Source organism: Vibrio sp. 1641, assembly GCF_033339995.1.
GTDB lineage: Bacteria > Pseudomonadota > Gammaproteobacteria > Enterobacterales > Vibrionaceae > Vibrio > Vibrio alginolyticus.
Window position 1 is genome coordinate 23,293 of record NZ_JAWOVP010000001.1, and the last position, 14,057, is coordinate 37,349.

Sequence of the window (14,057 nt, forward strand, 5' to 3'; positions counted from 1 at the left end):
CCAGAGACTTATAAGAGAACGAGGCTCAAAATGTACACCAACGCCATTGCCGTGACACCTTGAACGAGCGTAGCCATGGTTTGCGCGCGGTACGCTAAGCCCACCGACATGCGACTAAACTGCGAAACTACCCAGAAGAAACTGTCGTTTGCATGAGAAACCGTCATCGCACCTGCACCGATCGCCATCACCGTTAATACGCGGCCCATTTCTGAATCGAGCCCCAATTGCGTAAGCATAGGCGCAACCAAAGCTGATGTGGTCACCAGCGCAACCGTTGATGAACCTTGCGCCGATTTTAGCGCAGCCGCAACGATAAATGGCATGAAAATACCCACGCCCAGCGCCGATAACGTCGTACCTAAGTATTCACCTAGCGGCGTTGCTTTTAATACCGCGCCAAAAGCACCACCCGCACCGGTAATCAAAAGAATAGGCGCAGCAGCCGTAATACCTTGGCTGATTCGCTCGCCAAATTCTTCAATCTTGTTGTCTGACTTGAGTAGGCGAACAGAAAGGAACAGGCCAATCACCAATGCCGTTAGTGGCTGTCCTAAGAAAGTCAGAACATCAAACACAAAACCTTCGCCCAGCGGTAGGCTTGGGAATTTCGCGATAGAGCCAAAACAGATCAATAAGATAGGAACAAAAATAGGAGCGAATGCTTGGCTCGCCGTTGGCAATTTGCCGTAAGACGCTTTGAGTGCTTGCCAGTCTTGCTGAATTTCTTCTACGGCTTCAATGCCATCTGGTTCAACATGTTGGAATCGGTTCGCCCACAACATACCCGCTAACGCCGCAACCGCTGCAACAAACACACCCACACCAATCACTAAACCAAGGTTAGATTCCAGGCCTAAGTTACCCGCAGCGGCAATCGGGCCAGGAGTTGGCGGCACAAACGTGTGCGTTGCGTATAGGCCAGTTGCCAACGCCACACTCATCGCAACGCTTGAGGTTTTTAAACGCTTCGCGAGTGATTCTTTGAGCGAGTTCAGAATGACAAAGCCTGAATCACAAAATACCGGAACAGAAACGATGTAACCTATGATACTCATGGTCAATGTTGGGAAACGCTCACCCAACACTTTGATGACCGTATCGGCCATGGTGATCGCCGCACCACTTTTTTCCAAAATAACACCAATGATAGTACCTAAAACGATAACCAAACCAATGTAACCAAGGATGCCGCCAAAGCCAGAAGCAATGGTTTTGGCAATGCTATCTGCCGGTAAGCCGTAAGCAAATGCCGCAAGGAACGCCGCGATGATCAGCGCTAAAAAGGGATGTAATTTGAATTTGGTGGTCGTGAGCACAATAAATGCGATCACCCCGAGCAGGATTAATATAAGGTTCATGATAACTCCATTTATTCTTATTTTGCTGAGCGAGTCCGTGTTGGCTCACTCAACATGTAGGGACGCATGAATTATTAATCGTTTGCTTTAGAATTCCTTTAGGCGGAGTGACAAATGATGTGGTCAAAAAATGACGCGTATTGTGCAGATGCACAATATCACGACATTTTTGAGAGCCGAGTCGCAATATAAAGCTCCGCTAACCCCACAAAATTGGTAGTTGGTAGCCCTGTTATCTCGGTGATTTTCTCTAACCGATAGCGCAGAGTGTTCCGGTGAATAAACAGCATTTTAGAGCATTCTGTTACGTTGCCATTGCATTCAAACAGTGCATCTAGGGTTTTCAATAATTGCCCAGATTTGTCTTTCTCTTTCAACCGTTTCACACCATCAATAATTTGTTCACCTTGCCAAATATCCGCCAACGGCGCTAACAGCACAGGCAAACGAAGTTCATCGAACAGGTACTTACGTTTCTCTGGGTAGAACTGCTTGCCAATGGCTAATACCTGTTTCGCGCTTTGGTATGACAACGCGACATCTTTAGGTTCATTAAACAGCTGCCCTAGCGCAATGTGAAACGTATGTGAATCGTGATCGCTTAAACGCGACATCAACTTATCAATGCGTTCACTTTCAACTTGGCTATCCCACTGCTTGGCGGAATGACACGGTTTCAACACCACAATTTCATTCACCGAGACAATCGCAACCAGGTTGTTACGCTCTGGGTATTCAAGCAGCTCAACAATATTGCGCACACTCTTCATGCTTTTCGAGGCGGACGGCGTCGAGACTTCAATCACCGTTGCCACCCGTGGTTGAGTAACATCGATAGAAAGACGCATCGCCCAATCTTTCAGCTCTTCATCGGTCAATTTGCCATTGATCCAAGCCAGAATAAACTCTTCACGATGACGTCTGTCCCACTGAAATTTTTCCACCAGCGCAGCTTGCTCGATTGTTAGTTCAGCGGTCATTTTAACCAGTTTTGCAAAATCTCGGATTTTCTCCGGCTCGCCTGTGACGCCAACAATACCGACCACGTCGCCATGTAATTTCAACAACATATTGATACCGGGTTTGACACCCTGCAACGTCAAACATTGCTGCTCATTAAGCTCTAGCGAATCGCCATGATTCAGCGCCAGTACCGCGCCATCATGCACTTGCCCAACACGTTTAGGGTCGCCACTGCCAATGATGATGCCTGCCGAGTTCATCACATTCACATTGTGACCAATGATGGACATGGTTCGATCAACAATTTGTTGTGCTAAAGCGTGGTCGAGAATCACCATTTCGAGTTTCCAAATTGACCGTTTAATCACTCAATAAATCACAAATGGCAAACTATCGCGATGCTGCGGTTCTAAATAACGGAAGCAGCTCAAAGCATTATCCAATTACCCATATTTAAAAAGTGGATTAACCTTCATTTTTAGCAGCGGGTTATATACTTAGAACAAAGGTTACCAATGCATTCTTCACTGTGCATTGATGCCACTCGTCTACCTACAGAGGAGAGATCAACATGGAGTTACGGAATAAATCGGGGGAAGTTGCAAATATTGCTGATAACCTCACTTTGAAGGAAATCACAGAAATGGGCTACACCGTAGATTTATGCGATGAAGCATTTGCTCCTGGAGAGCATTGGAAAGCGGAAGGTAAAACGCAAGGTATGGGCGAGTATCCAGAGGAGTAAACGTCCTGACGAACCAGCGCAAAAAAGCGCTCCACAAACAGAAAAGCCGAGCGACTTAACGCTCGGTTTTTTACTTCTGAACTTCTTGAATAAACAAGCTCATCTCTTCAAGATAGTTGCCGTTTGAGCATCCCCAGTCGGTGACCTCAATCAACTCTGTAACTAACTGTCCAGACTCATCATCTTGCACTCTCTGCACAAACGCTTCAAAACGTTCCAGTTGCGCCTGACTCTTAACGCCATGCACGGCATATTCTACAAGCAAGCCGTTATAAGTCTGCCAGCGCTGGTCGCCAGCAACATCATTGCTTAAAATCACAGAACACTTTTGTTGAATGCTTTCAACCGCATCATTTCTTGGTGGCGCGACTGTAGAACATCCAACTAAAATCGTACCTACCGCCAATAACGTAACTTTTGTTTTATTTATCATATTGTTTCCAACTGTATCGCCACGATATGGAAATCTTATTACACCTGATAAGGATCATCGATAGCGCATCGCGGATTAATTACTTAATAAACTGTAAACTCCATACCAGTCTTAATACTGCAAGCTCAGAACTCCTATTAACTCACCCAAAGGTAAACAAATAGTAAAATCACCTTTACGCGATGCAAAATCGACAAATGAGATTAGCGTTCCTTTCTCGCGACCAAGCGTGCAATAATCAACTGTCTACATAACGAAACCATTTGAAGGATCAAAATGACCGCAACGGATTACCTCAACGACCTCAATCAACGTTACCTTGCGATTCACCGCACCAAAGAAGATTTCTTTTGGGAAACTTACATGGGGATCAGCGATGACCATGATGGCTCGACGCAAGCACAAACGGCATGGACAAGCTTTTTAAGCAACGCCGAGCAAATTACTGCCATCAAACAACAGCTTGAAGCCGCGGACTCAATTACCGACCCACAAGAGAAACAACAAACCATGACGGGTCTATCTGGTTGGCTGGCGATGTTTGAATCTCACGCTATCGAGGGCGAAAAAGCACAAGCGTTGAAAAATCAGCTCATTGCCTTTGAAGCTGAGCTGTTCGAGAAAAAACAGAACCACGTACAAACGTTTACCGATGAAAACGGCGAGCAAGTGGAAGGTTCACTGCCAGTATTGAGCTCAACCATTCGCACCAACAATCATGAAGAAGTTCGCCAATCGGCTCATCAAGCGTTGCTGAACCTTGAACAATGGCTACTGCAAAACGGCTTTATAGAACTGATCAAACTACGCAACCAGTTCGCTCGCTCACTGGGTTATGCGACCTTCTTTGATTACTCCGTGCAAAAAACGGAAAAGATGAGCTCTGAGCAGCTATTCGAGATTTTGGAAGATTTCGAACAACGCACGCGAGATGCGCACCTCAACAGCTTAGAAAACTTGGCGAAAGAGAAAGGCGCAAGCGCACTCACCGGCTTCAACTTTGTTTACTCGTTCGCGGGTGACGTCATGCGTGACCTTGACCCATACGTGCCGTTCTCTAAATCTCTGAGACGCTGGGTAGAATCGTTTGGTCGTCTGAATATTGATTACTCTGGCGCGACGCTAACGCTGGATTTGTTAGACCGCAAAGGTAAGTACCCGAACGGGTTCTGCCACGGCCCTATCCCTTCATTCTACAATCAAGGCGAATGGGTCGCAGCACAGGTGAACTTCACCAGCAATGCCAAACCAGACCAAGTGGGCAGCGGCTACGATGGCATAAACACGCTGTTCCACGAAGGTGGTCACGCAGCACACTTTGCGAACGTAAAAATGAACGCGCCTTGTTTTTCGCAGGAGTTTGCGCCGACGTCGATGGCTTATGCAGAAACTCAGTCGATGTTCTGTGACAGCCTGTTAACCGATGCCGATTGGCTAAAACAGTACGCACTGGATGATGAAGGGAATTCGGTTCCTAATGAGATCATTCAAGCGATGATCAACAGTCGTCAGCCATTCAAAGCTTATGAAGAACGTAGCATCTTGGTTGTGCCATATTTTGAGCGCGCGTTGTATCAATTGAGCGATGACGAGTTAACGCCAGAGCGCATCACTAAGCTCGCTCGCGATTGTGAAAAACAGATCCTTGGTTTGGAATGCAGCCCTCGCCCACTGATGGCGATTCCACATTTGCTATCCGACGAAGCAGCTTGTGCGTATCAAGGTTATCTACTCGCGCACATGGCGGTGTATCAGACCCGTGCATACTTCCTTGAGAAGTTTGGTTACCTGACGGATAACCCAGAAATTGGCCCACTGCTGGCAAAACACTACTGGCACGCAGGCAATCACTTGTCGCACAACGAAACCATTGTCAGCCTGACTGGCGAAGGCTTCAATGCCAAATACCTTGCAGACGTGTGTAACCTGTCGCCAGAACAGGCATGGGAAGTGCAGCAGAAGAAAATCGACTCACTTGCGACGCGAGAGCGAGCATCAGTCGCTTCACTGAACGCCGCGATTAAAGTCGTCGACGGCAGTAAAGAGCTGGCAAGCAACACCATCTCTGACGAACAAATGTGTGACGATTTTGAACGTTACATCGTAGAGACTTACGGTCGATAACACGCAGAAAGCCAGGAGCTCGCCTTCTGGCTTTTTATTCTTTAGCTAATGCAATAGGAAGGAAGATCCATGTACCAAGAAGTCATCAAATTTTGGTTCGAGGAGCTATCGCCCCAAAATTGGTTTGAAAACAACCCAGAACTGGACAAGCGTATTACATCGCGATTTGCCTCGGTATTAGAACAAGCCGCTCGTTGTGAACTGTTTAATTGGCGTGACAGCGCACAAGGACGATTGGCCGAAATCATCGTCCTCGACCAGTTTTCACGTAATGTGTATCGCAACACCCCAAAAGCGTTTGCACAAGACCCACTCGCATTAGCATTGGCTCAAGAGGCAATTCGGTTAGGTCACGACAAAGAATTAGCGCCCGAGCAGCTAAGCTTTTTGTACATGCCGTTTATGCACAGCGAATCTCGCCTCATTCATGTCCAAGCTGAAAAATTGTTTCGCGCATCAGGGCTTGAAAATAACTACGATTTTGAGCTAAAACACAAAGCCATCATCGACCAGTTTGGGCGCTATCCTCATCGCAATGCGATACTGGGAAGAAAGAGCACTCCCGAAGAGTTAGCGTTTTTGCAACAACCTGGGTCAAGTTTCTAAATAACAATGAATAATGAGTTAACCATGAGAGACCACGCAGTATGTTGGCCATGCTTGCTAAAACTAGACGGCGACGATGAGCTGATCTACACGCATTCCCAGTCCGACTTAGACTCTGAATGCGAAGCCCTCATTTTTGGGCAAGATGATTACGTTATCGACTCAAATGGCAACACGTTTGAATTGAAAAACAATGGCTCGAACACCACTCTTTTACATCTAAAAGAACGAACGCTGTCCGTAGAAGAGGTTACGTCATTAATCCAATCGCATGAATTCAGCCTCGCGCAACGGTGCATTATCAAGATTCATTTCACCTCGGTGAGGCAAGCTGTTGAGGCCTTAGCTCACTAAATCAATCCCAATACGCACATCATTAAATAAAATTATCATTTTTATAATTTATGATAATTTCATGTAATCAATATCACGCCATATACTCTCCCACATCGAAACAAGACAACGTTCAAACACACATGTTGGGAGCAAACAAATGAAAATGAATCATGTCGGTATTATGGTCGGAGATATGGACAAAGCGGTTGAGTTTTACACGCAAGCGCTAGGTCTAAAAGTCGTTATGGGCAACACGAAAGTGATTGAAGAACGCGAAACGGCAATTGGCAGAATGTGTATTGCGGTCTTTGGGGAAGGCTTTAAAGGCTTCAACATTGCGCACCTTGTGACAAGTGATGGCATTGGCCTTGAGTTATTCGAAATGAAAGAGCGTCAAGAGCGCCATGAAGTGGATTTTTCTCGCATCGGTATCTTCCATTTCTGTTTGCAGACAGACGATTTTGAAGGTGCTATCAAACGCACCGAAGCACTAGGTGGCAAAGTTCGCATGGACATCATGCGTTACCACCCAGAAGACGATAATAAGCCTGCGAAAATGGTTTACCTAGAAGACCCATTCGGCAACCTATTCGAGCTTTACTCACACACTTACGAAGAAACTTACGCTTCTGATTACGAGTAATAGCCCCATCCATATTCCAAAAGGCTAGCAATACGCTAGCCTTTTTTGTTTGCTTTGAGTTGCAGTGTTTCTGCACTCGCTCTAGAAAAAAACATCTGGAATTTGATCATTTCTCTCACCACTTTTAAGGTCACTTTATACTTACCTCAACACAATGCAAAAAGGAGTGAAGCATGCCCACCAAAAATCCAATCGCCATCAAAGCGCTTGATCATGTTGTTTTAAGGACCTGTAACCTCGATGCTATGTTGCATTTCTATCGAGACATTTTGGGCTGCCCTGTCGAACGCGAAGTAACGGAACTTGGTTTAACTCAACTTAGGGCAGGTAACGCATTAATTGATGTAGTGACGGTAGACAGCGAATTGGGCCAACTCGGCGGTAAGCCACCAGTTCAAAATGGTCGTAATATTGACCATTTTTGCCTGCAATTGGCGCCTTTTCCCGAGGATGAATTACTGGAATATCTGCGTGCGCGCGGCATTGAAACCGAAGAGTTTGCGAAACGCTACGGCGCACAAGGATTCGGTCGCTCACTCTATATTCATGATCCGGAAGGAAATGTCGTCGAGTTAAAACCTCAAGTGATTGATGAGTAAGCGAGTAAAAACCTTGTTATATTCTGAAAATAACAAGGTTAATTTCTAAAATAATTATTGAAGTAAGAACATATTATTAAGTCAAAATTATATCTGGCTCACCTATTTCTTTTTCTCGCCACCATTGTTTATTTATATGTTCTTGATGAACGTAAAAACTCTCCCCCGGCATTGGCGTCAGCAGCGTTATATGTTCTTTTTGACAATGGGTAAGCAAATCTAAAATCGGTTCGTCCCAGCGGTGAGTAAACAGTTCGTATGTAGCCCAATGTACTGGCAACAGTTTTTTCGCATTTAAGTCGCGAAACGCTTGCACGGTATGATGAGCCTGCATGTGCCCCCAGTTTTCGACCGGATAACCTTGGCCTTTCACATCAGCAGCCACTTCCAAACAGGCAATGTCGATTGGTCCACATCGCAGTGCGATCTCGGAAAAGTGCGAATCGTAAGCTGAATCGCCACTAAAATAGAGCGTCTCTTCTTTACCTTTGATGACCCAAGAAGCCCACAAGGTCGAGTTTTTATCGAAATAAGTACGACCAGAATTATGGTTAGCGGGCGTACAAATCAGTTCGATTCCGGCATAGTGCACGCTATCCCACCAATCGAATTCCACGATGTTGTCTGCGCAAACGCCCCACTTTATCAGATGCTTGCCAACCCCTAAGGGTACATAAAACGTCACGGGTTTATCGGCGTAGAAACGTATGGTCGATGCTTCTAAATGGTCGTAATGATCGTGCGAAATCACGATAATTTCAGGAATCGGCAAACAATCTCTGGCATGGGTATTGGGAATATTGCGTTCAAACCACGCTTTTGCGATGAACGGAGAAGCGTAATCAAATACCGGATCAGTCAGAATTCGAATGCCATCGACCTCCACCAGCATGGTGGAATGGCCCAGCCAAGTAACGCGCATCGATTCACTTCGCTGCGCAAACTGCGTAGGTTGAATTGGGAAATGTGGCAGATGTTCGTTAGGACTCAATGGCGTTCTACCACCAAGATAGCTCCAACACACCTGCCAGAATGATTGCGGGCTAGGGACATTTGGCATCTCGTTTTTAACGCGGCCGTTTTCAAATTGAGGCGAGTGGTAAACACGGTGCGCCAACTGCGCATGGTAGGTTTGAGGCGGAATCAGTGAACTTGGCTTTTGTTCACTCGTTAGGTATGTGCGCTTAAGTATCGTCTCAGACATATCGTTATTTTGTCTCGCTTGTGAACGCTCAACAGTAGGTTTATTAAAACGTGCGTGTATGTCTATTTCGTGACCAAAATGAGGTGTAAGATGAAGATTCAGTTTCAATCAAACGTCTTCTATTTAAGGAAGCGGTTCTCAAACCTTCTGAATACTGCGTCGGTTTGAAAGGAGAAAACTATGGTGACTTGCAGCCAATACGATTTTATTGAAATCGCCTGTATGTTTAAGCTCCCTATCGAGATCACGCTAAAAAATGGTGAAACTCATCAGGGCAACGCGTTCGACACAGGCTACGACATGCAGCGACAAGAGTGCTTGTTTTTAGATATGGATGGTGAGCACACCGCTTTCCCGACTGAACAATTAGTCGCAATGCGCGCGCTCAAAGCCAATCCGCATTTTGATGAAGTGACGTTTGAGTAAACGTCCGTCTTTCATTGACACCGTCCAATAAAAAACACCTCTCAAGCAAATACAACTTGAGAGGCGTTCTCTTACACGATTCACCGGAACTTGTTGTTATTCTCGCGACCGGATGAAAACCAGCATCGGCATCATGATCACGAACATCACTCCCACAAGCTGGAAGGTGTGCACAAACGCGACCATTTGCGATTGCTGCTGCAACATCTGTTGGTATTGGTCTAACGCAACCGGATCGGTAATAGAAAGCCCCTGATTGGCCGCCCAGTCATGCAAGTTAGGATTATAAGGATTAATACCCTCTCCCAGCGCATGCCATTGCTGCTGACTATCACGATATTGGAACGTGGTGGCGATAGAAATACCAAACGAGCTACCAATGGTACGGAACAGATTGTAAATACTCGCCGCCGCAACAGATTGCTCTTTCGGAATCGTTAAATACGCCAAGGTGGATAGCGTCGAGAAGGTTAAACCAAGCCCCATCCCCTGAATCATACTCGGCATCACAATCCAAAATGTATCGATCTGCAGTGAGTATTGCGTCATCAAATAACTACCAATCCCGATGCAGCTTAAGCCAAAGACTATTTTGATTCTGGGATCGAATTGCGGATTGAGCTTAATCACTAAAATCAACATCGCCGCCGACGCCAACCCTCGCGGTGCCATTAATAAGCCAGTGGTTGAGACCGGATAATCCAGCAAGCTTTCCAACAGCATTGGTTGTTGAGTCGTCAGACCAAACATCGCCATCGACACCACGGCAATCATCAATGACGAGACCATAAGGTTTCGGTCTTTCAGTAGCCACAATGGCGCTATTGGACTTTTGGTTTTCCAACTGCGATAGATCCACATCACCAATCCCATGACTGCGAGCAATATCGCCGTCTGAATCATACGTGAGTCGAGCCAGTCGTCTTCATTCCCTTTATCCAACACAAACTGCAACGCGCCCACACCTAACGCCATGTAACCGATGATCCACCAGTCAAAGTTAGGTTTGGATTTGTTGTCGATATGGATATAGCGATAAATCAAAGAGGTACAGATCAAACCGAATGGCAAGTTGATGTAAAAAATCCAGCGCCAGTTAATGTTGTCGGTGATCACACCACCCACGACTGGGCCCAAAATAGGACCAAGCAAAATGCCGATGGAGAAAATCGCCATCGCTTTGCCTTTTTGTTCGTACGGATAAATCTGCACTAACGTCGACTGCGCCAATGGAATCACCGACGCGCCGAAAGCGCCTTGGATAATGCGAAACAGCACCATCTCTTCAAGAGACTGTGCTTGCCCACAAAGCGCACTGGCAATCACAAAACCGACCACGGCAACCAGCATGACTTTGCGTTCACCAAAGCGCGACACCCAGAAACTGGTCATCGGAATGAAGATCGCTTCCGCCATGCTGTAACCCGTCAGCACCCAAGTAATTTGGTCTGCCGTTGCGCCCAACGCGCCCATCATGTGCGATAGCGACACGTTCGCAACGGTCATATCGATTAACACCATGATGGCAGAAAGCATCACGGCAACGGTGGCAATCCCCCGTTTGTCTGCCGTAATTTGATGGCTCATTGCACGCTACTTTGCAAATCAATGGTGACTTCTGAGCTCGCACCCACGCGAAGTTGCGGCGCATCGGCCGGTACTTCTAATGCCAAACGGACAGGGAAACGCTGTTTGATTTTAACCCAGTTACCCGTTGCGTTTTCTGGTGGCATCAAGGAGAACGATGTACCACTCGCAGGCGACAGCTGCTCTACCGTTGCTTTCCAAACCACGTCTGGGTACATATCAATCACCACATCCGCATGCATGCCAGGTTTAATATGAGTAAGATCGGTTTCTTTAAAGTTCGCGCGTACCCAATAGCTGTCTTTTAAAATCACAGGGAACAACGTTTGACCCACGCTAACGACCGAGCCTACGTGCGTATTGATTTCACCGGCAATGCCATCCACTGGTGACGTAATGTCGGTGTAGCTCAAGTTCAGCTCCGCTTGCGCTAACTGTGCTGCCGCTTGTTGAACGACCGCAGCCTCTGCGCCTTCTTCACCACGGTTCGCAATGGCTTTTTCTACCGTCGCACGTGCTTGCTCTAGGCTCGCTTGGGCATTGGCGAGTTTGTTTTTCGCCGTATCTAAATCTTGGTCCGACGCCAGTTTGCGTTTCACTAGGGAATCCGTACGTTTGTACTCTACTTGCGCTTCTATCAGGTTAGAGCGCGCCGCATCTAAGCCCGCAACAGCTTCAGTTACCTGCTTATCGGCAACGTCATGTTGCTGGACCGCCAATTGGTATGCCGCTTTTGCTTGCTTCACTGCCAACAAATATGGGCGTGAATCTATCTTCAGCAGTAGGTCACCTTTGTTAACAGATTGGAAGTCTTTGACATCCACAGAAACCACTTGGCCTTTTACCTGAGGCGCTACCGACAAAATTTTTGCCCTAACGTAGGCATCTTCCGTGCTTGGGTGACTGTCTGAATACTGCCAAGACCAATACATCGCACCAAATGCGATAACACAGAGAGTAAAGAAAAGAGTTTTTACCAGATTAGATCTGGAGGAGGAATGCTTTGCGATGTCGTCGCTCATTTATATTGTCCACTTGTTCAATTATGTGATCAGTGTAGGACTTTTCGATCTTCCGACAATAAAATGATCTGCAAGGTAAAGATCCAATTTTGCATGTTGCTAAGTGGAGTAAATGATGTGCAATCAAAACGAGGATAAAAAAGAGGGGCAGTCCCCGTAACCGCCCCCAAAGTCATGCCAATAATAGTAATGTGCGTGTAACTACTGGTTTTTCTTAGAACTTGTAACCGCCGCTGATCATAAATACCCAAGGGTTAATTTTGACGTCGGTTTTTTGCTTCACTCCACCTGCTTTATAAGTTGCTTCTGTCTCAATGTTTGCGTACCACGCAGCGGCGTTGAGGAACCATTGATCGTTGATCATATAATCCACACCAATATTCGCTGCTAGACCGAATGAATCATCTAATTTCAAATCTGACAGGTCAGCGCCTTTACCCGTACTATTGAAATCTTCATCAAAGAATATGGTGTAGTTCAGACCTGCACCAACGTATGGACGGAACTTACTTTGAGACTCGCCAAAATAGTACTGCACCATTAGCGTTGGTGGTAAATGTTTGGTTTTCGCGATATCACTACCAACCAAATCTGTCGAAATGTCGTGGCTGAATGGTGTTGCTGCTAGAAGCTCTAAACTGATGTTGTCTGTGAACATGTAGCCAAACGTCAAACCAAGCTGCGTATTTGAGTCAACTTCTAACTCTTCTTGAGAACCAAGAATCTTATCACTGCTGTCATTTGGAACGACAGACGCCGCACCAACACGAAGAACGAAGTCACCTTGTTTATGAGCGAAAACACTTGGTGACACGAGTGCAGCAACCACTGCTAGACTGCAGATTGTTTTTTTCATTTTTATTTCCTTTCGTAGGGCTTCGTTATGTCGTACCCAAAGGGGTGCCTACTAACTGATCTGAGATTTCAAGTAAACTCAGCGCCTTGAAGCACACGGGTATCTATATCTTTTTGAGCTGTGCGCAATCTAGCACATAGAAACCCTACTATTTTGATGGAAATCAATTTGTGAAAAATATAGGTTTTTTGTATGGAGAAACGCCATATTGATCAACAAATTATGCAAATAGGATACAATTCTGTAATGCAAACTGTGCGTGTGAGTTGCCATGCATACCCATAAATGCGAATCCTCTCGTTAAGGCTCGTAGCCAGCAAAAACTTTTTTCGTCCTCTACGTATTCTATTTTCAAAAAACAACCCACTTAAAACGCTCGTTTGCCCCCTTAAAATCGCGATTTGAGGGGTTTGTAAAGCACTGAAATACAAGAAGTTATTTTTATGGAAAATCAGTCACTTGGAGTGCTAGTCTGCTCGCAGCTAAGGAGAAGACATGTTAAAAACCGATCTCATTTTTGAACGAGAAAACTTTTCTCATCACGATTTTCAGAATGCTACCTTTAAAAACTGCCACTTTTATATGTGCTGTTTCGACCATGCCGATCTGCGCGATGCTAAGTTCATCGACTGTCGCTTTATCGAATCCAAAGCGCTAGAAGGGTGTAGTTTTCGCTTCGCGAACTTAAAAGACGCTAGCTTTACGAACTGCATGTTGGCGATGAGCCTGTTTAACGGCGCAAATTGTATGGGCTTGGAGCTACGTAAGTGCGATCTCAAAGGGGCAAACTTCCAAGGTGCGAACTTTGCTAATCGCGTCAGTAACACCATGTTTTTCTGTTCTGCTTTTATTACTGGCTGCAACCTCACCTACTGTAACTTCGAGCGAGTGTTACTAGAAAAATGTGACCTCTTTGAAAACCGTTGGAACGGTGCGAACCTCGCAGGGGCAACTCTCAAAGGCTCGGATTTATCTCGCTGCGAATTCTCGCCAGAACAATGGGGAACCTTTAACGTTGAGCAGTGTGATCTGACTCATGTCGAACTAGACGGGCTGGATGTTCGCCGCGTTTCTCTGTTTGGTGTTAAAATTTGTGATTGGCAACAAGAGCAATTGCTTGCGCCTTTTGGACTGATCATTCTCTAAGGAAAG

General features: G+C 46.0%; 15 protein-coding genes. 8 read left to right on the forward strand and 7 right to left on the reverse strand.

The window, feature by feature from the left end:
• Positions 1–8: 8 nt before the first annotated feature.
• Positions 9–1,361 carry a GntP family permease gene (locus R7Z47_RS00130; protein WP_005391886.1) on the reverse strand — a complete coding sequence of 451 codons (1,353 nt, stop codon included), beginning with the start codon at positions 1,359–1,361 and terminating at the stop codon, positions 9–11.
• A 158-nt stretch (positions 1,362–1,519) separates the two neighbouring features.
• On the reverse strand, positions 1,520–2,662 hold the full coding sequence (locus tag R7Z47_RS00135) for a sugar diacid recognition domain-containing protein (RefSeq protein WP_005374330.1): 1,143 nt from the start codon (positions 2,660–2,662) through the stop codon (positions 1,520–1,522).
• A gap of 233 nt (positions 2,663–2,895) precedes the next feature.
• Between R7Z47_RS00135 and R7Z47_RS00140 the strand changes: the two genes are divergently transcribed.
• Positions 2,896–3,069, forward strand: a complete 174-nt coding sequence (locus R7Z47_RS00140) for a hypothetical protein (RefSeq protein ID WP_005374332.1) — start codon at positions 2,896–2,898, stop codon at positions 3,067–3,069.
• Between the two features lie 70 nt (positions 3,070–3,139).
• Here the strand turns inward: R7Z47_RS00140 and R7Z47_RS00145 are convergent, their stop codons facing one another.
• A complete protein-coding gene (locus R7Z47_RS00145) occupies positions 3,140–3,502 on the reverse strand; it encodes a hypothetical protein (RefSeq protein ID WP_017634365.1) in 363 nt (120 codons plus the stop codon).
• A gap of 276 nt (positions 3,503–3,778) precedes the next feature.
• On the opposite strand from R7Z47_RS00145, the gene R7Z47_RS00150 reads away from it, so the two are divergent.
• From R7Z47_RS00150 to R7Z47_RS00170, 5 genes are all read left to right on the forward strand, one after another.
• A complete protein-coding gene (locus tag R7Z47_RS00150; RefSeq protein WP_151515198.1) occupies positions 3,779–5,626 on the forward strand; it encodes a M3 family metallopeptidase in 1,848 nt (615 codons plus the stop codon).
• A 69-nt stretch (positions 5,627–5,695) separates the two neighbouring features.
• Complete coding sequence (locus tag R7Z47_RS00155) at positions 5,696–6,232, forward strand: DUF924 family protein (protein ID WP_151515199.1); 537 nt, start codon at positions 5,696–5,698, stop codon at positions 6,230–6,232.
• Between the two features lie 24 nt (positions 6,233–6,256).
• Entirely contained in the window at positions 6,257–6,586 is a 330-nt protein-coding gene (locus R7Z47_RS00160) for a DUF4144 domain-containing protein (RefSeq protein WP_017634368.1), read from the forward strand.
• 139 nt (positions 6,587–6,725) lie between these two features.
• Positions 6,726–7,211: a VOC family protein gene (locus R7Z47_RS00165; RefSeq protein ID WP_005374344.1), complete on the forward strand. Its 486-nt coding sequence runs from the start codon at positions 6,726–6,728 to the stop codon at positions 7,209–7,211.
• Positions 7,212–7,384: 173 nt separating this feature from the next.
• Positions 7,385–7,810, forward strand: coding sequence for a VOC family protein (locus R7Z47_RS00170; RefSeq protein WP_137282899.1), 426 nt, complete (start codon positions 7,385–7,387; stop codon positions 7,808–7,810).
• Between the two features lie 76 nt (positions 7,811–7,886).
• Here R7Z47_RS00170 and R7Z47_RS00175 read toward each other — a convergent pair whose 3' ends face one another.
• Positions 7,887–9,014, reverse strand: a complete 1,128-nt coding sequence (locus tag R7Z47_RS00175) for an MBL fold metallo-hydrolase (RefSeq protein ID WP_137282900.1) — start codon at positions 9,012–9,014, stop codon at positions 7,887–7,889.
• 180 nt (positions 9,015–9,194) lie between these two features.
• Between R7Z47_RS00175 and R7Z47_RS00180 the strand changes: the two genes are divergently transcribed.
• A complete protein-coding gene (locus R7Z47_RS00180) occupies positions 9,195–9,440 on the forward strand; it encodes a Rho-binding antiterminator (protein WP_005460845.1) in 246 nt (81 codons plus the stop codon).
• A gap of 96 nt (positions 9,441–9,536) precedes the next feature.
• On the opposite strand, the gene R7Z47_RS00185 is transcribed toward R7Z47_RS00180, so the two are convergent.
• The 3 genes from R7Z47_RS00185 to ompW form a co-directional block, all read right to left on the reverse strand.
• On the reverse strand, positions 9,537–11,027 hold the full coding sequence (locus tag R7Z47_RS00185) for an MDR family MFS transporter (RefSeq protein ID WP_033907201.1): 1,491 nt from the start codon (positions 11,025–11,027) through the stop codon (positions 9,537–9,539).
• On the reverse strand, positions 11,024–12,049 hold the full coding sequence (locus R7Z47_RS00190; protein WP_149191658.1) for an HlyD family secretion protein: 1,026 nt from the start codon (positions 12,047–12,049) through the stop codon (positions 11,024–11,026). The genes R7Z47_RS00185 and R7Z47_RS00190 overlap by 4 nt, the downstream gene beginning before the upstream one ends.
• Before the next feature lie 214 nt (positions 12,050–12,263).
• Positions 12,264–12,905 carry an outer membrane protein OmpW gene (gene ompW / locus R7Z47_RS00195; RefSeq protein ID WP_017634373.1) on the reverse strand — a complete coding sequence of 214 codons (642 nt, stop codon included), beginning with the start codon at positions 12,903–12,905 and terminating at the stop codon, positions 12,264–12,266.
• A 495-nt stretch (positions 12,906–13,400) separates the two neighbouring features.
• Between ompW and R7Z47_RS00200 the strand changes: the two genes are divergently transcribed.
• Complete coding sequence (locus R7Z47_RS00200; RefSeq protein WP_005374358.1) at positions 13,401–14,051, forward strand: Qnr family pentapeptide repeat protein; 651 nt, start codon at positions 13,401–13,403, stop codon at positions 14,049–14,051.
• Positions 14,052–14,057: the final 6 nt, after the last annotated feature.